General features: G+C 70.5%; 15 protein-coding genes. 3 read left to right on the top strand and 12 right to left on the bottom strand.

The features are described from left to right. Positions 1 to 191, top strand: a 191-nt coding sequence (locus ACWGLC_RS10330; protein WP_452099823.1) for an amidohydrolase family protein, incomplete at its 5' end; no start/stop codon positions are given. Between the two features lie 126 nt (positions 192 to 317). Here the strand turns inward: ACWGLC_RS10330 and ACWGLC_RS10325 are convergent. The 11 genes from ACWGLC_RS10325 to ACWGLC_RS10275 all read right to left on the bottom strand — a co-directional run bounded on the left by ACWGLC_RS10325 (position 318) and on the right by ACWGLC_RS10275 (position 19,992). Beyond that, positions 318 to 1,871, bottom strand: coding sequence for an acyl-CoA carboxylase subunit beta (locus tag ACWGLC_RS10325; protein ID WP_452099822.1), 1,554 nt, complete (start codon positions 1,869 to 1,871; stop codon positions 318 to 320). Further along, the gene (gene pks13 / locus ACWGLC_RS10320; RefSeq protein WP_452099821.1) at positions 1,868 to 6,886 is read right to left on the bottom strand and encodes a polyketide synthase Pks13; all 5,019 of its coding nucleotides are present in this window, start codon (positions 6,884 to 6,886) and stop codon (positions 1,868 to 1,870) included. Before pks13 ends, ACWGLC_RS10325 begins: the two co-directional genes overlap by 4 nt. A 90-nt stretch (positions 6,887 to 6,976) precedes the next feature. After that, complete coding sequence (gene fadD32, locus ACWGLC_RS10315; protein ID WP_452099820.1) at positions 6,977 to 8,932, bottom strand: long-chain-fatty-acid--AMP ligase FadD32; 1,956 nt, start codon at positions 8,930 to 8,932, stop codon at positions 6,977 to 6,979. A 164-nt stretch (positions 8,933 to 9,096) separates the two neighbouring features. Then, entirely contained in the window at positions 9,097 to 10,062 is a 966-nt protein-coding gene (locus ACWGLC_RS10310) for a cutinase family protein (RefSeq protein ID WP_452099819.1), read from the bottom strand. A 139-nt stretch (positions 10,063 to 10,201) separates the two neighbouring features. After that, complete coding sequence (locus ACWGLC_RS10305; RefSeq protein WP_452099818.1) at positions 10,202 to 10,693, bottom strand: DUF732 domain-containing protein; 492 nt, start codon at positions 10,691 to 10,693, stop codon at positions 10,202 to 10,204. Then, positions 10,690 to 12,633 (bottom strand): alpha/beta hydrolase-fold protein, encoded by a 1,944-nt coding sequence (locus ACWGLC_RS10300; RefSeq protein ID WP_452099817.1) that lies wholly within the window; start codon positions 12,631 to 12,633, stop codon positions 10,690 to 10,692. The genes ACWGLC_RS10305 and ACWGLC_RS10300 overlap by 4 nt, the downstream gene beginning before the upstream one ends. Before the next feature lie 270 nt (positions 12,634 to 12,903). After that, positions 12,904 to 14,046 (bottom strand): alpha/beta hydrolase, encoded by a 1,143-nt coding sequence (locus ACWGLC_RS10295; RefSeq protein WP_452099816.1) that lies wholly within the window; start codon positions 14,044 to 14,046, stop codon positions 12,904 to 12,906. A gap of 185 nt (positions 14,047 to 14,231) precedes the next feature. After that, the gene (locus ACWGLC_RS10290; protein ID WP_452099815.1) at positions 14,232 to 16,295 is read right to left on the bottom strand and encodes an arabinosyltransferase; all 2,064 of its coding nucleotides are present in this window, start codon (positions 16,293 to 16,295) and stop codon (positions 14,232 to 14,234) included. 13 nt (positions 16,296 to 16,308) lie between these two features. Continuing rightward, complete coding sequence (locus tag ACWGLC_RS10285) at positions 16,309 to 17,343, bottom strand: decaprenyl-phosphate phosphoribosyltransferase (RefSeq protein WP_452099814.1); 1,035 nt, start codon at positions 17,341 to 17,343, stop codon at positions 16,309 to 16,311. Further along, positions 17,343 to 17,909: a phosphatase PAP2 family protein gene (locus ACWGLC_RS10280; RefSeq protein ID WP_452099828.1), complete on the bottom strand. Its 567-nt coding sequence runs from the start codon at positions 17,907 to 17,909 to the stop codon at positions 17,343 to 17,345. Before ACWGLC_RS10280 ends, ACWGLC_RS10285 begins: the two co-directional genes overlap by 1 nt. 82 nt (positions 17,910 to 17,991) lie before the next feature. Beyond that, positions 17,992 to 19,992: a glycosyltransferase gene (locus tag ACWGLC_RS10275; RefSeq protein WP_452099813.1), complete on the bottom strand. Its 2,001-nt coding sequence runs from the start codon at positions 19,990 to 19,992 to the stop codon at positions 17,992 to 17,994. A gap of 171 nt (positions 19,993 to 20,163) precedes the next feature. On the opposite strand from ACWGLC_RS10275, the gene ACWGLC_RS10270 reads away from it, so the two are divergent. Then, a complete protein-coding gene (locus ACWGLC_RS10270) occupies positions 20,164 to 20,886 on the top strand; it encodes a peptidylprolyl isomerase (RefSeq protein WP_452099812.1) in 723 nt (240 codons plus the stop codon). A gap of 133 nt (positions 20,887 to 21,019) precedes the next feature. Here ACWGLC_RS10270 and ACWGLC_RS10265 read toward each other — a convergent pair whose 3' ends face one another. After that, positions 21,020 to 22,468 carry a DUF5129 domain-containing protein gene (locus ACWGLC_RS10265; RefSeq protein ID WP_452099811.1) on the bottom strand — a complete coding sequence of 483 codons (1,449 nt, stop codon included), beginning with the start codon at positions 22,466 to 22,468 and terminating at the stop codon, positions 21,020 to 21,022. Between the two features lie 79 nt (positions 22,469 to 22,547). On the opposite strand from ACWGLC_RS10265, the gene ACWGLC_RS10260 reads away from it, so the two are divergent. Then, positions 22,548 to 23,822 (top strand): hypothetical protein, encoded by a 1,275-nt coding sequence (locus tag ACWGLC_RS10260; protein WP_452099810.1) that lies wholly within the window; start codon positions 22,548 to 22,550, stop codon positions 23,820 to 23,822. The last annotated feature ends 71 nt before the right edge of the window (positions 23,823 to 23,893 follow it).

Here is a 23,893-nt window from a genome sequence, read left to right as displayed (position 1 = left end):
CCCGCACATCCGCGGAGCTGTGCGACCTGGGCGACAAGCTCGGCACCCTGGAGGCCGGAAAGCTCGCCGACGTCGTCGTCGTCAAGGGCGATCCCCTCGCCGACATCGACTCCCTGGCCGACCACAGCAACATCCTCCTGGTCCTCAAGGAGGGCCGCACCGCCAGCAACCGCGGCGCCTACGCCCTCTGACCCACACCACCCCGCACCGACGCCACGAGCCGGTGACCGCCCCACGCGATCACCGGCTCCCGGCGTTGGTGCATGTCCCTGCGACTCGGCGCCCACCCGGCGGGCCGGATCGCGCGCGAAGACCGATCAGAGCGGCGCGATGGGGTGCTTGCGCGGCGGCTCGTTGCGGATCTTGTCGCGGAGCTGCTTGAGGGCACCACGCAGGATCAGACGCGTCTCGGACGGCTGGACCACGGCGTCGATGTAGCCCCGCTCGGCAGCGGTGTACGGAGTCGCGATGAACTCGTTGTACATGTCGATGAGCTGCTGACGGAGCTTCGGGCCCTCCTGCGGGCCGGCCTCCTCGATCTGCCGACGCTGCAGCAGATCCACCGCGCCCTCGGCACCCATCACCGCGATACGGGCGGTCGGCCACGCGAAGTTGAGGTCGCCGCCGAGGTTCTTGGAGCCCATCACCGCGTACGCGCCGCCGTAGGCCTTGCGCACGACGAAGGTCACCTTGGGAACCGAGGACGCCGCGACCGCGTAGCCCATCTTGGCGCCGCGGTGGATGATGCCGAGCTTCTCCTGCTGGACGCCCGGCAGGTAGCCCGGGGTGTCCACCACGTAGACGATCGGGATCGAGTAGGCGTCACACAGCATCATGTGCCGGGTGGCCTTCTCGGAAGCGTCGATGTCCAGGGCACCGGACAGGTGCAGCGGCTGGTTGGCGACCACGCCGACCGGCTCGCCGTCGACCCGGGCGAACCCGGTGATCATGTTGGGCGCGAACTGGCCGGAGGTCTCGACGAACTCGCCGTCGTCGAACATCCGGATCAGGACGTCGTGCATGTCGTAGGCCGCGTTGTCCGAGTCCGGGATGATCTCGTCGAGCGCCAGGTCCGACTCGGTGATCTCCGGCTCGAGACCCGGATTGATCAGCGGTGCCTTCTCCGCGGCCGAGGACGGCAGGAAGCTGAGCAGGTTGCGCACGTACATGAACGCCTCGTGTTCGCTCACCGCGACGTGGTTGACGTTGCCGTTCTTGGCCTGCTGCAGCGCCGAGCCGAGATCTTCCATGGAGATCTCCTCGCCGGTGACCTGCTTGATCACGTCGGGGCCGGTGACGAACATGTACGCCTGGTCCTTGACCGCCACCACGAAGTCGGTGGTCACGGGTGCGTAGACGGCACCGCCGGCGCACTTGCCGAGCATGATCGAGATCTGCGGGATGTACCCGGACGCCGGGTACTGACGCTTGGAGATCTCCGAGTAGTAGGCCAGCGAGGTGACGGCGTCCTGGACGCGGGCGCCGCCCGAGTCGTTGATCCCGATGATCGGGCACCCGACCTTGAGGGCGAAGTCCATGATGGCGCAGACCTTCTTACCGAAGCCCTCGCCCACCGAGCCGCCGAATACCGTGTTGTCGTGCGCGTACACGACCACCGGGCGGCCGTCGATGGTGCCGCGGCCGGTCACCACGCCGTCGCCGTACGGGTTGTTCGGGTCACCGGGCGCCTTGGCGAGCTGCCCCATCTCCACGAAACTGCCCGCGTCCAGGAGCTCGGAGATGCGCACCCGCGGCGGGGTCAGCCCGGCGGCATCCCGCTTGGCCTTGGCCCGCTCACTGCCCGGGTCCTGAGCCTGCTCGGTCTTGACCCGCAGTTCCGCGAGCTTGTCCGCGGTGGTCTTCGCCGTCACGCGTGGGATCCCTTCAGTACTTCGGAGTCGAGCTCGGAGAGCCGACGTGCCAGATGCTTACCGACCGTACCGACCACCGGCTCGTCCACCACCGCCAGGTGGTCACCGGACAGAGGAACGATCTCGAGATCGGTCACGATCGCGGCCCAGCCGCCGTCCGGGTCCACGTGCGCGTAGCGGGGCTCGAGCTCGATCGCGCCGTCGTGCATGCGCTCAGCCCGGTAGATGACGAACGGCACCTCTGCACCGGTCCCGGACCAGGAGGCCAGGTCGGCGCTCTGCAGGATCCGGTTGTCGACGAAGCTCGCCCGCTGGTGCTCGATCACGCCGCCGCCCATGGCGTTGGCCTCCGAACCGAGCGCCTCCAGCAGCATGGTCAGGACAACGTCCTCGCCGTGCTCCTCGAGGAACTCACGCGGGACCTCGACGTCGAGACCATAGGTCTTCTTGGCGAACTCCGAGTAGCGCTTCCAGCGCGCCTCGGCCTCGTCCAGCGTGTCCGGCACCGGCTCCGACGGCTGCACGGTGTCCAGCAGCACGACCAGCGCGATCTCGTCGCCCGCCGCACGCAGCTGGTGCGCGACCTCGACGGCCAGCGCGCCGCCGAACGACCAGCCGCCCACGGCGATCGCGCGACCGCCGGCGAGCTCGCGGATGCGGTCGAGGTAGCCGGCGGCCCGCTCGGGCAGCGGCCCCTCGGTGCGCTCGACGCCGTAGACGGGCGTATCCGCGGCAAGACGCTCGACGAGTGGCTCGTACACGAACGAGGAACCGCCGGCGGCGTGGAACAGGAACAGCGGCGTGCGCTCCGCGGAGCCCTCCCGCAGCACCCGGATGTTGCCCTCGATCGCCGCCTCCGTGAACGGCCGCAGCAGGTCGGCGACGTCGGCGATCGTGGTGGCGCCGGCCACCTGCCCGGCGGTGATCTCACCGCCGGAACGCTCGGAGAGTCGGGCGGCGAGCGCGGCCCGGGTCGGGTCGTCGAGCGTCGGGAGGGTGCCGGTCACGCCGGGGGCGGCAGCACCGGTGACCACGGCCCACGCACCGAACGCCATGCGCTCGGTGTCATCGCGCGGGGCGATCGCGATCGCGGCGTCGGTACCGGCGCCGACGTCGGCGTCGGCGCCTGATTCAGTGCCGTCGCGCAGGGCGGCCACGTCCACCGCGCCCTCCCCGCGAGCCTGCTGGGCGGCCAGCTCGCCGACCTGCTCGGGGTTCTCCACCGCGAACGTCACCATGTCGGCGACATCGTTGAGCGAGGCATCCCGCATCGCCTGCAACTCGAGCGGCGGGATGGAGAACTCGTACTCGACCCGGTTCTTGATCCGCACCGCCATGAGCGAGTCCAGGCCCAGGTCGAGCAGCGGCAGCTCGCGCGGCAGGTCGTCGGGGCTGTACCCCATCGAGGAGCCGATGATGCGGGCCAGTCGGTCGGAGAGCGCCTCCCCGGTGTCCGGGCTCCAGCGACCGTCGGTCTCGTCGTCCTCCCCCTCGTCCACCACTGGGGCGTCGGACTCGGTGGACACGTAGGCCAGCTCCTGCGCCGAGCCGGGCTCGATCGGCGTCCCGCCGCTCACCGCGCACTCGGCGACCAGTTGGAACGACGACGCCGGCGCGTCACCCACGTGCGCGTGCACCTGCAGCGACGCACCACCCGGGTGCGGCGTCATGGTGGTCGTCACGGCGCCCGACGCCGGCAGCAGACCGGGCCGGTTCACGGCGGTGAGCGTCGCACCCTCGACCACCGACGCGGCCGCGGCCGTCATCAGCGCGTCGACGCTCGGCACCACCTCGGCACGGACCTGCCAGGCGTGGCGGCCGTCCGGCAGCGCCACGTGCGCGCCCGGCATGCGACCCTCGCCCGACCCGCCACCGGCGGTGACCGTCGGCCACAGGGTGCGGCGCTTCCAGCGGGTGCCAGGCACCGCGGCGTAGCGGCCGGCGCCCGTGACGTGCCCGTGGAGCATCTCCACCACCGACGGCATGTCGATCGAGTGCCCGTGGACGTACAGCTGCGCGATCGCGCTCAGCAGCGTGTCCGCCTCGGACTCCTTGCGCTTGAGCGTGTACAGCAGGTTGGGCTCCATGAGCCCGGCGTCGAAGCAGGTCGCGGCGATCGACATTGCGGCGACCGGATTGGGTGCGAACTCGAGGAAGGTCACGTAGCCGGCGTCGACGGCCTTGCGCACGGCGTGGGTGAACCACACCTGGTGGCGCATGCCCTTGACCCAGTACTCCTCAGCGTGGATCGGTCCGTCGCCGGCGCGATAGAGCACCTCGCGATCGACCGACGAGAACAATGCCGAGGTGAGCGGGCGCGGCTCGAGGCCGGCGATCTCCGCGGCGAGCTCGCCGAGCAGCATGTCGACGTCCGAGGTGTGGCCGGCGCCGCGGACCTGGAGCTGACGGGCGAACTTGCCCTGCTCCTCGACCCAGGCCACGAACTCGGCGACCGGCTTCGCACGCCCACCGACCGTGGTGTGCGTGGGCGCGGCGTAGACGGCCGGCTCGATGGAGGCGAACTGCGGGTTGTCGGCGATGATCTGCGCGACCTCGTCGGCCGAGTACTCGACCAGCGCCATCGCGCCTGCCTCCTCGTCCGACACCTGCTGCTCGGCATCACCCATGAGACGCGAGCGCACGCAGATCACGCGCACCGCGTCCTCCAGGTTCAGGCCGCCCGTGGCGTACGCGGCGGCGACCTCACCCATCGAGTGGCCGATCACGGCCTCGGGCTTGGCGCCGAGCGCCTTGAGGGTGTCGATGAGCGCCACCTGGATGGCGAAGATGCCGACCTGCGCCGTCTCGACCCCGTAGGTCACCGAGTCGTCGAGGAACATCTCGGCCATGCGGTAGCCGGCCTCGAAGTCGATGAGTTCGTCCACCGCGTCCAGGCACGAGGCGAACAGCGGGTTGGACAGGTACAGCTCCTTGGCCATCTTCCGGTGCTGCGCACCGAATCCGGCGAACACCCACACGTCGCCGGTCCCGGCGGGCGCGTCGGCGCTGAACACACCGGGGCCGGGATCGCCGGCGGCGAGGGCCCGGAGCCCCTCGACCAGCTCGGCCCGGGTGTGGCCCACCACGGCACCACGGGAGCGGCCGTGGTTGCGGGTCGACAGGGTGCGGGCGACGGCGCCCAGGTCGACCGAGTCGTCCTGCTTCTCGAGCCAGTCGGCGATCTGACCGGCCGCGGCCTTGCGGCGCGAGGGCAGCGAGCCGGACACCACGAGCACGGTCGCGGGCGCGCCGGCCGCGGAGGTGCCGGTGGTCGCCAACTCGTCGGCGTTGTGCGCGACGGCGTCGGCCACACTGCGGGCGACGGAGTCCTCGGCGGGCGTCTCGGCTGCGGTCTCAGCATCGGCTGCGGTCTCAGCGTCGGCTGAGGTCTGCGCGTCCACGACGTTAACCGGGGTGGGCTGGTACTCGGCCACCACGACGTGCGCGTTGGTGCCGCCGAAGCCGAAACCGGACACGCCCGCCAGGGCGCGACCACTGTAGCGGGGCCACGGCGTCGTCTCGGTGACCACGCTGAGCCGCGCGGTGTCGAAGTCGATGTACGGGTTGGGACCCGCGAAATTGAGGGTCGGCGGGACCGCGTCGTGGCCCATGCCCAGGATGATCTTCGCCAGACCGGCGGAACCGGCGGCCGACTCCATATGGCCGAAGTTGGTCTTGGCCGAACCGAGCAGCGTGGGCTTCTCAGCATCGCGTCCACGGCCGAGGACCTGCCCGAGCGCGGTGGCCTCGATCGGGTCGCCGAGGATGGTGCCGGTGCCGTGGGCCTCGATGTAGTCGACCTCGCGCGGGTCGACGCCCGCGTCTGCGTACGCCTGGCGCAGCACGGCGACCTGGGCGTCCGGGTTGGGCGCGGTCATGCCGTTGGAGCGGCCGTCGGAATTGACCGCCGAACCCTTGATGACCGCGAGGATCTGGTCCCCGTCCCGCTCCGCCTCGGACAGGCGTTTGAGGATGAACACGCCGCCGCCCTCGGCTCGGCAGATGCCGTTCGCGTCCGAGGAGAAGGCCTTGATGCGCCCGTCCGGGCTGAGCGCGGCACCGGTCTTGGCGAAGCCCATCGTCGCGGCGGGCGCGAGCATCATGTTGACGCCGCCGGCGACGGCGAGGTCGGACTCGTGCAGGCGCAGCGAGTTGACGGCCTCGTGGATCGTGACCAGCGAGGTCGAGCAGGCCGTGTCCAGGGTCATCGAGGGGCCGCGGAAGTCGAACGTGTACGACACGCGGTTGGAGATGATCGAGTTGGAGGCGCCGGTGACCGCGTACGGGGAGGCCGCCGCGGAGTCTGCGGTGAGGAAGACCTGGTAGTCGCTCGAGGACGAACCGATGAACACGCCGACCTCGCGACCCTTGAGGTCACTGGCGGGCAGGTGGGCATTCTCCAGCGCCTCCCAGGTGAGCTCGAGCGCGAGCCGCTGCTGCGGGTCGACCATCTCGGCCTCGCGGGGGCTCATGCCGAAGAACTCGGCGTCGAAGTCCCGCACCTCGGAGTCGTCGAGCCAGCCGCCCCGGTCCGGAGCCTCGGACAGGACCTGCTGGACATAGGCGTCACCCGCCCACTCCGACCAGCGCGTGGCCGGGCGCGGCGAGGTGGCGTCGCGACCTTCGGCGAGGAGCTCCCACGTGGCCTCGGGCGTGTCGGCGCCGCCCGGGAACCGCGTGGCCATACCGATGACCGCGACGTCGAACTCCATACCGGCCCCGCGCTCACGGAACGTGTGCAGATCGACCGGCTCGTCGGACTCCACCGGCCCGTTGATCACGTACTCGGCGAGGGTCGCGACGGTGGGATGCTGGTAGGCGACGGTCGCGTCCAGTGGGCGGCCGAGAAGGTCCTCGAGGTCCGCCGACAGGGTCACCGCGTCGCGTGAGGACAACCCGTACTCCTCCAGCGACCGGTCGTCGGTCACCTTGGAGATGTCGAGGCCCGTGGCCCGGCAGACCCAGCCCCGCAGCCACTCGCGGAGCTCTACTACCGTCATCTCGCTCTGTGCCATCTGGGTGACTCGCCTTTCCTCGGGTGTCATCCGGGGTGTCCCGCGCCGCGGGGCACCCGTGGTGCCTTCTGCCAGCCCGGCCGCCGGACGCTATTCCGTCGGCAGGTCGGGGAAGGCGGTCTGCTGGTGTCCCCCGCGTAGCGTCCCGTCGACGTACGCGGTCTTGCATGCACGGCGCGCGATCTTGCCGCTCGACGTGCGTGGGATCGAGCCGGCGGGCACCAGGAGCACGTCCTGTGCCGTGACGCCGTGCCTGGCGGAGATCGCCGAGCGGACCGCGTCCGCGATGGGCCCGGGGTCCGCCTTGCCCGCGCCGGGCGCGCGCTCGCCCACCAGCACGAGCGTCTCCGAGGAGTCATCGGCCGCGATCTCCGCGCCGTTACGGGCGTCGATCGGCAGCTGGTTGGCCGGAACCGAGAACGCGGCCACGAAGCCGGGACGCAGTGCGTCGGACACGTCCTGCGCCGTGTTCTCGAGGTCCTGCGGGTAGTGGTTACGACCCGCGACGATCACGAGGTCCTTGACGCGGCCCGTGATGTAGAGCTGGCCGTCGACGTACGCCCCGTAGTCTCCGGTGCGCAGCCAGCGCCCGTCCTCGGGGACCGAACCGAACTCGCGGACCGTCTTACTGCCCTCGGGCAGGCGCTCGGTCAGCGTGTTTCCGAAGGTGGCCCGGGACTCCTCCGGGCGATCCCAGTAGGCGCCGCCCACGTTCGTGCCGTGGAGCCAGATCTCGCCGACCCTGCCCTCGGGCAGTTCGCGGCCGGTGCCGTCGTGTTCGCCGGTCGTCTCGTCGATGTTCGCGTCGACGATCGTCGCCCACTGGCTCGGCGCGACGTACCCGCAGGCGACCTGCGGGATCGCGTCGTCGTTGCCCTCGACCTGAGCGGGGTCCAGGACCGTCATGAGGCCCTTGTTGAGATCTCCCCGGTCGACGTGGATGACGATCGCCTCGTCGTCCTTACGCGGTGAGGACACGAACAGCGTCGCCTCCGCCATGCCGTAGGACGGCTTGATGGCGGTGGGGGCCAGCCCGTACGGGGAGAACGCCTCGTTGAACGCGCGCATCGACGCGGGCGTGACCGGCTCCGAACCGTTGATGATGCTGGTGACACCGGACAGATCCAGTGGCTCGCCCTCCCGCGGCAGGCCCCGGCGGGCGGCGTGCTCGAACGCGAAGTTCGGTGCCGCGGCGAACACGCCGTCGACGCCCCCTTCGCCCGCCGCCTCGGCCAGCTGCGTGACCCAGCGGCCGGGACGCTGGACGAACGCGCGGGGGCTCATCACCGTGATGGTGGCCCCGCCCATCGCGGGAAGGATCACCGTGAGCAGGCCCATGTCGTGGAACAGCGGCAGCCAGGTGACGCCGCGCGAGGCGCGGCTCAGCCCGAGGCCGTCGAAGAGCTGCATGACGTTGGTGACGACGTTGCGGTGGGTGATCTCCACACCGGCGGGCACCCGGGTGGAGCCCGAGGTGTACTGCAGGTAGGCGATGTCGTCCGCGCCGAGATCAGGTCGGTCCCATCCGGCGCCGAGCTCGTCGGGGATGGCGTCGACGGCGACGGTGCGCGGACGCTCGCGCGCGGGCAGTTCACGGAACAGCTTCCGGACGCCCGCCGCGGACTGGGTGGAGGTGAGGATGACCGTCGGCGTGCAGTCGCCCAGGACCGCGTGGAGACGGTCGTGGTGGCCGGGTTCGTCCGGGTCGAACAACGGCACGGCGATGAGCCCGGCGTGGATCGCGGCGAAGAACGACACGATGTAGTCGAGCCCCTGCGGGGCGAGGATCGCCACCCGATCGCCCGGCTCGGCCACCTGCTGCAGCCGGGCCGCGATGGCGTAGAGGCGGTCGCCGAACTGCGACCACAGCAGCTCCTGAACCTCGCCTTCGCGGGTCTTCGAGTAGTCCATGTAGCGGTAGATCAACCCGTCCTGCGCCGGGTCCTGACGGGCGGCGGAGACATTGGCCTCGACGAAGTCGACCAGAGTAGTGCGATCGGGGATGACAATCGCCCCGCTGGCGTCGTGGTACTGCTCGAACTCCACGTTGCTCCGTTCCGATCCGTGTCTGATGGTCGACGTCGCCGACCGCGGACATGCGGGTGCACTGACGACAGGCTTGGTCGATCTTACAGCGTGCCCCAGGCCACCTCCGAACTCCGAATCTACGCGCGCGGTCGGCGTGTCGAACCGCGACATGCAGAGTTCGTCTACCCGTGGGCGATCTCCGGCGCACCGTCGGTGAGCTCGCGGATGTGACCGATCGTCCATTCGGGCACCGTCGTGCCGATGATGACGTCAGGGTTCGTCGCGTACAGCGCGTGGACCGCGTTGTTGGCGACGAACTCCTGGAAGCGGGCCGCGCCGTCGACCACGTTGAGCGGGGCGTTACAGATGAGGTCGCGGGAGTCGCAGATCTGGGCGGTGCGGTCCGCGAGCTCCCCGAACCCGCCCGGCCGGACGCCTGTCATGGTGGCGCCGGCGATCAGCTGTGTGAACCCGGTGACCGGCTGCAGGGAGATCTCCATCCCCTGGCCGTTGCCCGGGTTCAGGCCGGGCGACTGGCCCTCGCCCGGCAGGCGGCGCCCGTCCGCGATGAGGACCGAGCCCAGGACCCGGTCGGCCGGGACCGGGCCGTTGCCGGTGCCGATCTCGTTCGTCAGGTCGCCGGCGATCACGGCGCCCTGGGAGAAGCCGAGGAGGATGAAGGAGGTGTACGGGCAGTGCTCGTGGGTGGCGGCCATCTCGGCGCGCGCCCGGTCCGTGCCCTCGGCACGGCTCTGGTCGTAGGTGATCTCGTCGGGCCGCTGCGGGTTCCGGAACTGGGCGACGTACGGCACGGTGTAGACCTCGAGCCGGTCGCCCGGGTACTGCTCGGACAGCGGATCGGTGATCGTCCGCAGGAGCGCCTGCGGCAGGAACGTCGGGTTGTGCGGATCGTCGGTCGGGCTGCTCTCCCACGTGCCCGGCACGGCGAGGAGCTGCACATCGGCACAGTCCGCCGGCTGCGCGATCTCGGGCGTCTCGGGAGGGGGCACGGGCCCGTCCGGATCGGTGGGCAGGCCACGCTGTCCGATCCACCATCCGACGCCCAGCACCACCAGGACCACCATCACGAGCGCTCCGATCGAGCACCCGAGACGGCGGCCGTACCCTCCACGGGATCCACGAGCCACGATTCGTACTCCTTCCCGGCCACCTCACAGGCGATGTCCGTCAGTGACCGATGCCCGGTTCAACGCACGGGTGGCCCCGCGGGTTCCGGAACCGGCCGAGACGTGGCGGCCCTCACGCGCCGCCGCGGGACGCCTCCGGCTACGGGCAGAGCTGGCCGGCGGAGGCGTCCACGACGATCCGGGACACCTGATCGACCTCGAGATCCGAGTAGCCGCCCGCCACGATCTGGCCCGCGACCGCGTCGGCGATGGTCGTGGTCTCCTCCGCGGCACCGCCGGTGGTCCGGATCCGGCAGATGGTGTTCCCCGCAGCGACCAGCGGATCCTGCAGCTCCCCGGTCTCGATGCCCTCGCGGTCGAGGGTTTCGAGGTAGCCGCGTTCCCGCGCCCCCACGGCGGGGCCGTCGAACCCGGGGGCGTCCGAGGCGACGGGGGCGGGCGCCTCGGTGAACCGGCCGGAGTCCTCGGAGGCAGGCACCCTGGAGGAGGTCGGGGCGCTACCCCCGGGCGGTGGGGCCAGGGTCTCGGAGTCCGGTACGCCGGACACGGTCGAATCGCCGCCACCACAGGCCGCGAGCATGCCGCCGGTGACGATCAGGGCGGCACCCAGGGCTGTCGCGCGCGCCCTCACGAGATCTCCGCCCGGCCGCCTGAGACGGTGATCTGGCCACCCTCGAAGTCCATCACCTGGCCGTCACGCGTGGTGCGCACCGGGCCGGTCGGATAACCGAGGCGGCCGCGTTCGTAGTCGACCGTGCCCCAGGCGTCGAAGATCGGACCGCGCGGGACAACGTGGGCCCCGGTGCCACGCGACCAGTAGATGTAGCCACCCTGGAAGCGGCTGAACGCACCGCCCCGCGTGCTCAGTGCGATCTCGTCGGTCGTGGGGTAGCCCAGAGCCGAGTTCTCCGCCCCGGCCTCACGGTAGGTCTTGAGGATCTCGCCCTCGACGACCTTCGGCCCGGTCTCCTCGGACCAGTAGACCGTGCCGCCCTGGAAGCCCTGGACGACGCCCGGCTTATTGGGGTTGGCGATCTCGTCGGTGGTCGGGTAGCCGAGGTCCCCTCGCTCGGCCCCCTGGTCCTGCCACATGGCGCGGATGGCGCCCCGGACGGCGTGGGCGCCGGTGGTGGGCGACCAGTAGATGACGCCGTTCTGGAAGTCCGAGTACCGGCCCTTGCCGTCGGGAGTCGTGTTCTCACCCGAGGTGGGTAGCCCGAGCGAACCGGCCGGGCCGTCCTCGGACTGGTAGGCCGCGCCGATCGCACCGAGGACCGAGTGCGCCCCGGTCTGCTGCGACCAGAACACCTGGCCGAAGCGGAAGTCCGTGGCCTTGCCGCCGCGGACGTCGTACTCGTTGGTCAGGCACGGCCCCAGACCCGGCTCACGCTCGGCCAGGCGGGCGATCTCGCCCTCGGCCGCGCACGGGGGCTCGACGTTCGCGATGCCCACCGCGGTCGCGTACTGCGGCCACGCCTGGGTCATCTCGAACTGCCAGTAGGGCCACGTGTGGGTCCCGGAGGGCCGGAAATTGGCAGTGACGTTGACCCCGGCCTCGCGGGCGCGGTTGACGAAGGTCTGGGTGGTCATCCGCGACAACAGCTCGAGGCCGTAGCCCGGGAAGTTGGTGGGGATCCCCGGAAGGCCGGACGGCTCGTCCCAGGGTCCGGTGTTGCCACTGCCGGCGGAGACGTACACGGTCTGCTCCCGCATCTTGGCGGCGTGGAGCTTGGGATCCTGCTCCTGCCAGCGCGGCGAGCCGAGCGGGCCCCACATGCTCTCGGCCGGGTAGCCACCGGCGTCCTGCATGGCGACCTTGATGGCCTCCGGCATGCCGAAGCTGGTGGTGTCGAGGAATCCCGAGTAGCTGGCCGCGAACTGGAAGTAGTCCGGGTACCGCTGGGCGAGCATCATCGCGGCCGTGCCGCCCATGGACAGGCCGGCGACCCCGTGCTTGTCGCCGACACGCCATTCGCGCTGCAGCAGCGGCGGGAGCTCCTGCATCAGGAAGGTCTCCCACTGGTACTGCTCGCCCTTGGCGTCGGCGACCCAGTCGGTGTAGAAGCTCGACTCGCCGCCGATCGGCAGGACGATCACCGCGTTCTTGGCGTCGAAGAACTGCGAGATCTTGGTCTCGAGGGTCCAGCCACTCGCGTCATCCCGCGCCCGCAGGCCGTCGAGGAGCAGCAGCGAGGGGTAGGTGCGGTCCGGCTCGGAGTTCCACGTGGCCGGCAGCATCAACTGCACCTGCACGGCCTCGTCCATGGCCGGCGACTGCACCCAGAGCGCGACCCGGTTCGCGGACTTCCACTCGACGCGGTCCAGCCGCACACCGGCCGGCAGGTCGTCCGGCACCTGCAGGGTCGGCGCGTCCGGAGCGTTCTCCGGGTTCGGCGCGGGAGTGGCCCGCGCCGGGGCCTCCTGGCTCGGGCTCGGGCGGACGGGCGTCTCCTGGGCGCCGGCGAGGGGCGTCACGACGAGGCCGGAGCCCACCATGCCCGCCACGAGCGGTACCGCGACGAGGGACGCCCACCGACTGCGGGGGCTCACATATGCGCTGGGGGTCGCCATGGTGTCTGTTCTCTTCCTTGCCGCGTCGACTGGAAACGGATCCCGTGAGTGAACGGCCGGCATCGGCCGGCGGCTCCGGACTCCGGGGCCCTGAGTCCATGGCGCGTCCGTGGTTTCCCCTTCCACGGCCGAGCCCGGCGGCCGGATACGACCGGGGCCCCGCACGTGAATCTACGCGCGGGGCCCCGGTGTGACGGGTGAGGACTCGCTGGGATCAGCCGAATCCGTCCATTATTCGTCGGAAGACGTCCCTCGGGACGCCGCCGACCATCAGTAGGTCGAGTACGCGTCCATCACGTCGAGGATCTGAGTGGAACGGGCGTCGATGAGGTCGTCGTTCCAGTAACCCCAGCCGTGGATACCCGTGGCGCGGTAGTTGAAGACCGCCCGGTTGGACGCGGCGTTCATGGTGTTCTGGAACGCCAGGGTCGAACCGCGGGACAGCCCCTCGAGGATGACACCGTTGAACGTGTTGAACACGCCCTGCAGGCTGGACGGCTGGTCGTACTGGCCGGGGATCGCCGAGCCGGCGGTGACGTACATCGGGATATTCCGCAGCTTGTCGGCGTTGAGCAGCGGGTCGTTCCTACCCCAGGCCGGGGAGCCCGGCAGGCCCCACATGGCGAACGGATCACACTTGCACTGGTCGAACATCGCCAGCGGGATCATCGAGTACATCCCCGGGGCGGTCGGGTTCATGTAGCCGGAGAACACCGAGACCTGCTTGAACTGGTTCGGGTGGTTGGCGGCCAGCGTCGCGGCCGCCGAGCCGCCCATCGACAGACCGGCGATGGCGTTGTTGTTCGGGGACACGCCGAACTCCCGCTGCAGGTAGCCGGGCAGCTCCTGCGTCAGGAACGTCTCGTACTTGTACTCGAGCAGGTTGCCGCCCAGGTTGATGGGCCGCTCCCAGTCGGAGTAGAAGGAGACCTGGCCGCCGACGGGCATGACCAGCGTGATGTTGTCCATGAGGAAGATGCGCTGCGCCTGGGCGTCGTGGGTCCAGGCGTTCCAGTCATCCCGCGCGCGCAGACCGTCGAGCAGGTACAGGCCCGCGTTGCCGCCGCCCTGACGCGCCGGCTGGACCTGCACCTTGATGTGCCGGTTCATCGACGGCGACCAGACCTCGCACAGCTGGACCCAGGACTGGACCGCGTCGTAGACACAACGGTCGCCGAGGACGCCGCGCGTGCCGTCCGGGTCCTCATTTCCACCGAACGCCATGGCAGCCGGGGCAGCGGCCGGGGCTGCGGCCGGCGCCCCGGCCGAACCGGCGGAGCCGAGGCTGGCCGACGAGCCCGGCTCGGTCGCCTGCGCGTTGACGAGGGCCGGGGCGCCAGCCATGAGCCCGGCGGCGGTCGCCATCGCGGTGAGCCCGGCAGCGAACCTGCGCCGGAGGGTGGAATGGGACATTCGTTGGTTCCTTTGTTCGTTCCTGGTGCCCCGGGAGGCATCGGTGACGTCCATCGGACCGACCCCACCAGGGAGGGCCGGAACTGCGACATGAATACTGTCGCGCACTATGGGACAGGTGTTACAGGTCGGGGACCATTTTGATCCCCTGCCGTTACCGTTCCGAGACAACAGCAGGCGCCACCCTACCTAGTGCCCTGATACTTCTCCACTTCCTCCGGCATGGGCAGACCACACCTCTGGACCTCGTATGCAGGGATTCTGTTCATCCGGTACTCGGCGAATGAGAATGCGTTCACGAGGTTTGACCACCGTCGCTCAGGCGTCAGCGGCGCGGAATACGACTCGATGAGCGCCTGTGTCGCAGAACACTGCAGAGCCACCTCGGCCTGGTTCACCCAGTTGACGTCGATCCACCGGGGGAAGTTCACAGGATCCTCCACCACCCCCGTGGACGCCATCACCCAGTCGTACGGGAGGAACTTGTCGTGCCCGATCCGCCCGGCCTCCATGCGGTCCGTGTGGGCGGCCAGCGGCGAGGCGAGGCCCACGGTGTCGTAGACCTTGACGTCGAGCGGCAGATTCATGCTCGTCATGCCGAGGTTGAGGAACACCACGGTCTTGATCGGGTCGTCGGGCAGCTCGAACGGCGCCAGCCCCGGCATGGGCCGGTCATACGACACCACATCCCAGCGGTCCTGGAACCCCGGCACCGGCAGGAACACCGCGCCCGTCCGATTGGTCGAGACGTCCCGCACCAGCGCGCGCATCCGCGGGAAGTCGAGGTAGTCCTCCGCGAGCAGCGGGTGGCGGTGGCCGGTGCGCTGGATGTAGAACTGGCGCTCGTCCACGATCCCGGCAGCCGTGATGGACTCGGGCTCCTCGCGGAAGGGGTCCTGGGTGACCTCGACGGTCACCGCCCAGCCGACGACGACGAGCCACGCCGCCGCGACCACGGGCACCGCCACGCGGCGCACCCGCCCGTCCTGCTCCCCGCGCGGCGGCCCGATCGGCAGCGGCACCACCGAGACCGGCAGCAGGAACAGGAACAGCGATGGCAGGAGCACACGGCCGTGCATGAAGTCGCCGCCGACGCGGGTGACGTAGAGCAGCATGATCAGGGCCACCACGAGGAACGCGACGGTGACGACCGGGGTGGAGCGCACCCCGCCCCGTAGACGGTTCAACCGGCTGACGTCGTTGTCGTCGTCGCCCTGGTCGCCGTGGGCGTCGGCGTCGTGCTCGTCGTCGTGGGTGTCGGCGTCGGCGTCGCCCCGATCCACCCCCGCGCCGGCGGATCCGCCCCCCTTACGGAAGTAGCGGATCCACGCTCCGGGTCGCGCACTCGTGACCGCCCAGAGCGAGACCAGGCCCCCGACCAGCACCACCGCGATCGGCACCAGAAGCGCATACGGCGACAGCAGATCCCACAGGTACTCCAGGCCGCGACCCCACTTGGAGCCGCCCGCGTCCTTGGCCACCGCGGTGAGCGGGTACGGCAGCGCGTAATACGACATGCGCCACAGCTGGTAGAGCACGGGCACCGCGCCGGCGATCGCCACCAACCAGCCCAGATGCCGCCACGACTGGCGCGCGGCCGCCATGAGCGCGAGGAAGACCGCCGCCGCGATGGCCATCTCCGGCCGCACCAGCGGACCCAGGCCCGCGATGAACGCGAGCACCGCCGTGCCCGGGGCGGGCAGTCCGAACCGATACTCGCGGTGCTCCGCCCGCGCCCACAGCTGCATCCCCAGCCACATGACGCCGATCCAGCAGATCACCAGACCCGTCTCCAGGCCCGAGCTGGCGAAATCGCGCGCCGGGGGCAGCATCACGTAGATGAGCACGCCGAACGGCAGCAGGAGCATGGGCACACCGGCGGGGGCACGGCGGGTGCCGCGGTACATGACTCGGGTGCCGAGCATCGCACACACCACCGCGGCCATGCTCAGGGTGAGCGCCAGGCCCAAGGCGACGAGCTCGAGCCGGAAACCCACGACCTCGTGGGTGAGGTAGATGAGATAGGTCCACAGCGTGGAGGTGTTGGACTCCACGCGCTCGCCGGCGTTGAACACCGGCCCGTTGCCCGCGATGAGGTTGCGGACGGTACGCAGGACGATGAGGCCGTCGTCGGCGATCCACCGCCGCTGCCAGGCGCCCGCGAAGAAGATCGCCACCACCACGGCCACGCCGGCCCAGAAGGCCGTCCCGGACCACCGGCGAGACCTGCCCGCCGCCACTTCCGTCATCGCCAGAGCCGGGTCAGATAACCGGGACGATGTAGACGCCGATCACCACGGTCAGCACCCACAGGGCGGCCAGGATCTGCAGGACGCGGTCGCCCAGGGCGATGTCCTCCGGCTCGCCGGCCTGGGCCGCGTCGACGTCCACGGCGTAGCGCAGGACGGCGATGGTGAACGGGACGATCGAGATCTGGAGCCAGATCGCGGCACCGGCCGGCTGGCCCGGATCCGAGCCGCGGTCGTAGGCCCACAGCGCGTAGCAGAGCACCAGCACGGTGGCCGACAGCGTCCACACGAAGCGCAGGTAGGTGGGCGTGTAGCTCTCGAGCGCCTTGCGGATCTTGGCGCCGGTCTTCAGGTGCAGGCTCAACTCCGCGTACCGCTTGCCGGCCGCCATGAACAGCGAGCCGAAGGCCATGACCAGCAGGAACCACTGCGAGATGGCGACCTCGGCCGCCGCGCCGCCGGCCACCGCGCGCAGCAGGAAGCCGGAGGACACGAACGCGATGTCGAGCACCGGCTGGTGCTTGAGGCCGAAGCAGTACATGAGCTGCAGCACGATGTACACGGCCACGACGATCGCCAGCGCCGGGTGTGCGAAGAGCACGGAGATGACCAGCGCCGCGATGATGAGCACCACCGCCATGCCGTACGCCAGTCCGACGGGCAGAACGCCGGCGGCGATGGGACGGAACCGCTTGGTCGGGTGGGCGCGGTCGGCCTCGACGTCCATCGCGTCATTGATGAGGTACACGCTCGACGCGGCCATGCAGAAGGCCACGAACGCGATGAAGACCGAGAACAAGACCGACGAGTCGGTCAGGGTCTGCGAGCCGGCCGCCGCGGGGGCGGCGATCACGAGGACGTTCTTGACCCACTGGCGCGGACGGAGCGCCTTGATCATCCCGTCGAGGAGGTTCTTGGGCGGGGCACCCTTGGCCTCTTCCTCCGCCTCCGCGATGTCGTCGATCTCGTTGGCCGTGTGCGGCTCGGCGCCGAAGAGCTGGTGATCTCCCCCGCCCCGGGCTGCCGGGGCTCCGGTCTGATCGGTCATCAATTCTCCTCGGGATTCTCAGTGGTGCCTGGGCCCGCCTCGGCCTCGCGCCATGCCTCGGGCAACACGCGCTGGAAGGCCGCGGTGGGCCATACTGCACGGGTGAGCGCCGCGCAGCCCGCACCGACCGTGGCGCCGGCGAGCACATCAGAAGGGTAATGGACTCCGAGCACGAGCCTGGACGCCAGCATCACCGGCACGAGTGCCGGGGCGATCGGTACGCCGCTGACCGACCCCGCGAGCAGGGCGAACGCGGTGGTCGACGTGGCATGGGAGGAGGGGAAGCTCAGCTTCGAGGGCGTTCCGACGCCCACCGCGACGCTCGGGTGGTCGGGGCGCTTGCGCCGGACGACACGCTTGAGCACGACGGAGGTGGCGTGCGCGCCGAAGGTCCCCACCCCGACCATCGCCCACCTGCCCCGGCGCGCGGGGTCGAGCACCATTCCGGCGCCGGCGATCGCCATCCAGCCGAGGGCGTGCTCACCGACATGCGAGAGCGTCACGGCGGCCTCCCGCGACCCGGGCACGGCCAGCAGTCGGCGCTGGATCCCGGAGAGTAGCCGCACCTCGCCGGTCGGCACGGGGATCTCGACCGTCGGGGCCGCCCCATGCCCGGCGGAGGCTCCGGCCGTGGCCGGCGTGGCGGGGTCAGGCGTCGAAGACACGGCTCCAGGCCTCCTTGCTCACGAGTTCGGCATGCGCCCGGCGGTAGCGACGGCGCATCTCGGGGAACCGACGGTACAACTCACGATGCAGGGCCGCGGATTCCTTGAACAGGGCTGCGGCCTTGTCGCGGTCGCGCTTGCGGTAGACGACTCCGCGGCCGTCCGCGGTGGTGACGGTGGCGCCGTCGACGCGGCTGAGCGAGTACCAGCGCGCCTCGACGGGCGGGAAGTTGGCCTGGGGCACCTCGTGGTGCGCCTTGTCGTCGCGGGACAACGTGTGGGCCAAGCCCTTGGCCAGGGCGACGACCTTGCGCGCCTTGCCCTTGGGCTCGGTGTGGATGCCGGCGGGCCCGCCCGACGGGGCGGGTAGGTCGACGGCGGAGGGGACGACGACGGCGTCCGGGAACCCGGCGCGCATCGACCGGACCTTGGGCAGCGCCGTGGGCAGCAGCTCGTACAGCGCCTCGGGGCCGCGCAGGAAGTCGCGGATCGCCTCGATCTGGATGGCCACGGTCGAGTATTCGAGGCACACCAGGTGCTTGACCAGCGCCTTGAGGCTGGACTGCATGATCCCCTTGTGGTCGCCGTCGTGGTAGAGCGAGGCCACCACGAGGCGGTTGCGCAGGTGGAAGTACGCCTGCCAGTCGATCGCGTCGTCCTTGTCGGACCACGCCATGTGCCAGATCGCCACGCCGGGCATGGTGACGGTGGGGTGCCCGGCCCGGCGGGCGCGGAGCCCGTACTCGGCGTCGTCCCACTTGATGAACAGCGGCAGCGGCTGTCCGATCTTCTCGGCGACCACACGCGGGATGAGGCACATCCACCAGCCGTTGTAGTCCACGTCGATTCGGCGGTGCAGCGGCTTGGGGTTGTCGCGGTCCGTCAGCGGGTACGTGGAGAAGTCGTAGTCGTAGTCCGCGTGCGGGGCGGCGGTCCACATGAAGTCGTGGCCGCCGACCACCTCACCCATGGTGTGGAGGTGGCTGCGCTCCTGCAGGTTGAGCATCTGCCCGCCGACAAGCATCGGCACGGTGGAGAACCGGACGAAGGCCAGCGCGCGCAGGATCGAGTCGGGCTCGATCTCGATGTCGTCGTCCATGTACAGGATGTAGGGCGAGTCGGTGAGGCGACGGGCCTCGTACATGATGCGGCTGTACCCGCCGGATCCACCGAGATTGGGCTGGTCGAAGATCCGCAGCCGGTCGCCCAGCGCCTCGGCGGCCTCGGTGAAGCCCGGCTCGTCCCGCACCTTGCGGTCGCCCTGGTCGGGCATGAGCACCGCATCGATCACGGCGTCGACCTGCGGATCGGAGGTCAGGGCCTCCAGCGCGGCCACGGCGTCGCCCGGGCGGTTGAAGGTGGGGATGCCGATCGTGACGCGTCGGTCGTTGGGCACCTGCACCGACGGGTCGGGCCGGCCGTCGGGTCCGGCGTCGGGCCGGGTCTCCGTCGCGGCGACGGCCGAGTACCAGCCACCGGCCAGCAGCTCGACGTCCGTATCGGAGGTGAGGTCGAACCAGATCCAGCCGCCATCCTCGAACGGGCCGAGGTCGCAGACGAACTCGACCGTGGTCACGCGGTCGGTGTCGCCGGGGCTGCCCACGACGTCGCCGGTGATCGCGATGCGCGAGCCGTCGATCTTGGACCGGTAGAGGTCCACCCGCCCCGCGCCGCGGACGGTCAGGCGTAGGACGACGGAGTCCAGCACGGTCCACCGGCGCCAGTACGCGGCGGCGAACGCGTTGAAGTAGGTGGCGAACGAGACCTCGCTGTCCGCGCCGATGCTCAGCGTGGTGCGGCTGGACGAATGCGCGCGCCGGGCGTTGGTGGGCGCCTCCTCCAGGTACAGCGACCGCACGTCCAGCGGCTCGCCGGCCCGCGGCAGGATGATGCGCTGCAGGCATTCCAGGCCACGCGGGTCCGCAAGTGCTGCGACCGACCGCTCGATCTCGCCGCCTGCCTCGTGGTGGCCTCGGTGTTCCATGTACGCGCGTCCCCGTCCCGACGGCCGGGGCCGCCCTCGTCCACGTTGGATAACCCACGCCCTCGCTTCTGCGGGGCGAAAGCCGCATCGATCGTACCCGGCTGGCACGATCCGCCACCTTCACCACGCGCCGAGGACCACCGGTGGGCCCGCAGGGCCTAAGTTCATTCCATGCGCATCCACACCCACGCCCGTCCTCGTCCGACCCTCCGCACCGCACTGGGAGTGCTCGCCCTGGCCACTCCGCTGGCCCTCGCCGGTTGCAGCTCGGACGAGCCCGCCCCGGCAGCCGAGTCCGGGGGTGGCGCCTCCACCGCGGCCGTCGAATCCGGCAGCGGCGACGCGACCGTCGAGTGCCCGCCCGCCGAGGGCGCGGACGAGCGGACCACGGACTTCGACTCCGCTCCCCCGATGTGCCTCACCCCGGGCGTCGACTACTCGGCGGTCATCACCACGGACGCCGGCGCGGTCACCGTCGACCTGCTCGAGGACAAGGCCCCGGAGACGGTGAACAACTTCGTCTTCCTGGCCCGCAACAAGTTCTACGAGGGCGTCACGTTCCACCGCGTGATCCCCGGCTTCATGATCCAGGGCGGCGACCCGCAGGGCACCGGAGCGGGCGGCCCGGGTTACGAGTTCTCCGACGAGCTCCCCGCGGCGGGCGAGTACGAGATCGGCTCCATGGCCATGGCCAACGCCGGCCCCGATACCAACGGCTCGCAGTTCTTCATCGTCACCGGCGACTCGGGCGTCTCCCTGCCCCCGAGCTACAGCCTGTTCGGCACCGTCACCGAGGGCATGGAGACGGTCACGTCGATCGAGTCCGACGGCAGCCCCCAGGGCGCCCCGTCGACCACGCACACCATCGAGTCAGTGGAGATCGTCGAGCGCTGACGGTCCGTCGCCGCACGAGAAGAGCGTTCCGCACACGTTGTCCGAGTGGCGGTGTCCGGAACGTTCTTCTCGATGGGGCGACGGGTGATGGGGCGACGGGTGGTGGGGCGGCGTGCCACGAGGGGCGGCGGGGTCAGTACCCGCTGGACCCGCCACCGCCGGAGAACGACGCGTTCGAGTACCCGGTGTTCGTGGAGCTCGACGCCTGCGCCGCCTGCACGTCGTGGGAGTGCCAGCTCGAGGCCACGTAGAACGGCACGAAGCCGTTGTAGCCGTAGCCTGCGCGCCAGTCGCGGTCGTACAGCCGCGGCGCGTGGCGGTCGCCGGCGTCCGCGGCGGCCTCGACGTCCGACATCTCGCGCTCGCGGATGGCTTCGACGACCAGCCGGTAGTCCACGACCAACCGGGCGTAGCGATCCATGAAGTCGGTGGCGCCGGTGTCCCGGGCCAGGTCGTCGGCTCGTGCCTCCAGCTCCCTGGCCTCGGACGACAGCCTCGCGTCCTCGGCACCCAGCGCGGCGGCGCCCATGTCCTCGCGGAGCTCGCCCAGCTGGCGGCGCCGCACGTCGGCATCGCCCTGCTCCATGCGGAAGAGCTGATCGATGTTCTTCTCCGCCGTCTCCATCTGGTCGACAGTGGTGTGGGCGGTCTCGATGTCGGCGGCCGCCGCCCGGAACTCGGCGTCCGCGGACTCGGGCCGCAGGTCGCCGATCCGGCCCATGATCGCGTCCACCTCGAGGAACCGGTCCCGCACGTCGGCCCATTGCCCACGCAGTTCGTCGTCGGCCAGCGGAGACCGCAGGGAGTTGGCTCGAACTTCCAGCCCGCCGAGCTCGCCCGCGATCCGCCCGTATTCGCGAGAGATCCGGTCGTAGCGCTCCCGAGCAGTGGCGGCCTTCTTCTTGCGGACGCCCGCCACGGCAGCACCGATGGCACCCGCACCCACCACTCCCGCACCGCCGAGCGCCCACGGCAGCCAGGACGGCATGCCCTCGAATTCGGGCGCGAGGACCGTGGGATCGGCGGCGGCCTTCGCCCCGGCGAGCAGTCCGACGGCGGTGTTGTCGCGCCGCATCGGGTCCTTCATCGCCTCGAGTGAGCCGTCCAGGTGCGACCCCTCGAAGAGGTCCATGACCACGCACACGTCGTCGCCGCAGTAGATGCCGACGTCGCGCGCCTCGGCGTCGTTGGACACGATCAGCGTCCCGGGCGCCCACTTCTTCCGGTCCTCGGCCAGCAGGCCCGGACGCTCGTCCTCGGCGAACTCCAGGGTGGTGTCGTTGAGGTTGCTGCCCCCGTCGTCGAAGACCAGGTACTCGACGTGCCGCACCTGCGGCGGGAAGTCGACCCGCGGCGTCTCGGTGCGCAGCAGGTCGTCGTCGCCGGCCGACAGCAGTCCCGCGCGGTCGGTGACGCCCACCGACACCGCCGTCGCCGGTGCGGTGTCGGCGGGAGCCGGCGCGGGAGCGGGCGCCTGGGCCCGCGCGGGGCCGCCCGCGAGAAGTCCGGCCGAGAGCAGGAACAGCGCGGCGCCGACGAGCGCCACGAGTAGTCGGAGCACTGGCGAGGTCGCTCGTGTCATGCCGGAAGCCTAACCCCCGCGGGCGATCGATCCCCCGGCCTCAGGTCCGCCCGAACTCGAACCGGGCTACCTTTGGCCCATGCTCGTCGTGGAAACCCTCATCGCCGTCACCATCGCGTTGACCACCGCGTTCGGCGGCCTCGTGGCGGATGACATCATCAGCGCGGACGGCTCCTGCACCATCTCCGGCATCCCGGATCTGTGGTCCCACCACTGCACATCGCAGGCGCGGCTTGCGTGGTTCCTGGGCTCCGCCGGACTCCTGATCGCGATGATGGCGCTGCGGCACTGGATGATCAACCGCAACGGCACGCTGTACTACCTGCGCCTGCTGCCGGCCGCCTCCGCGGATCACCTTCGGGGCGCGATGGACATGGCCCGGGCGCGTAGCCTCGATTTCCGCACGGCCACCGGCTGGTTCGGCGCGGTGGGTGACGTCCTGGACCTGCGCGCCGACGTCGCGCGGGTGTCCGACGAGCTGGAACGCGCGATGAACGACGACGACGAGGCCACCGGCTACCTGTTCGCCCCCAATCTCTCGTTCCCCGCCGCGCTGTCGGTGGGCTACGACGTCCTGTTGCGGGAGCGGACCTCGCTCGCCGAAGTGCCGGAGGAGCCGCGGTCGACGCGAATCCCGGGCGGGGACACCGGGATGCGGACGGTGTACTTCGACGATGGCTACGACGAGTGGTCCTCGCGTGACTGGGCCACCCACCACGAGACGCCCGACCCGGACATCACGCTGACGACCGTCGTCGACCCTCGCGTCGACCGTCACGAGGTGAGGCGGGTCTGGCTGTCGTTGCAGGTGGGGCCGACCGGGCCGGTGTCCGAGGTCGACGCGCAGTATCCGCTGCGGGACACCTGCGACGTGGTGATCGTGGCGGGCCCCGTCGAGAGCGTCGGCGGGGAGGTGCACCTGCGCCCGTGGGAGATGCCCGTCGGCCGGTGGATCCCGGGGTCGAGCGGGCGGAAAATTGACCCGAAGGCCTTCGCCAGCCTGGTGGTCGAGCTCTCGGGCGCGATCGAGCACGTCCTCGACGAGTACCCGGAGGCGACCGTGCTGCTCTGCGGCGACCTGCCGCGCTCGGTGGAGTTCGCCCTGGGCTACGTCATCTCCGAGCGCAAGGACAACCAGATCATCGGTAAGCGACCGGACCTGCACCTGCCGCAGCCGGGCGATTCCGCCGCCGAGCGGATCCAGGCGCACGCGGAGAACGCGGGCCTGAGTTCGCTGAACCGCTTCTGGGCCTCCGTGACGCCGATGCTGGTCCATCTCGGTGAGGCCCGGCCGACGCTGGTGCACCCGGCTCAGCGGGCCGAGATCGTGGCCGCCCTCGCCGAGCAGCCCTAACCTCGGCGGCCCAGGCATCCTCAAGAGAGTTCGGCCCACATCAGCCGAGTAGATGTGTGCCGAACCCTCTG

Source organism: Dietzia sp. NPDC055877 (assembly GCF_053615975.1).
This window is presented reverse-complemented; position numbering and strand designations above follow the sequence as displayed.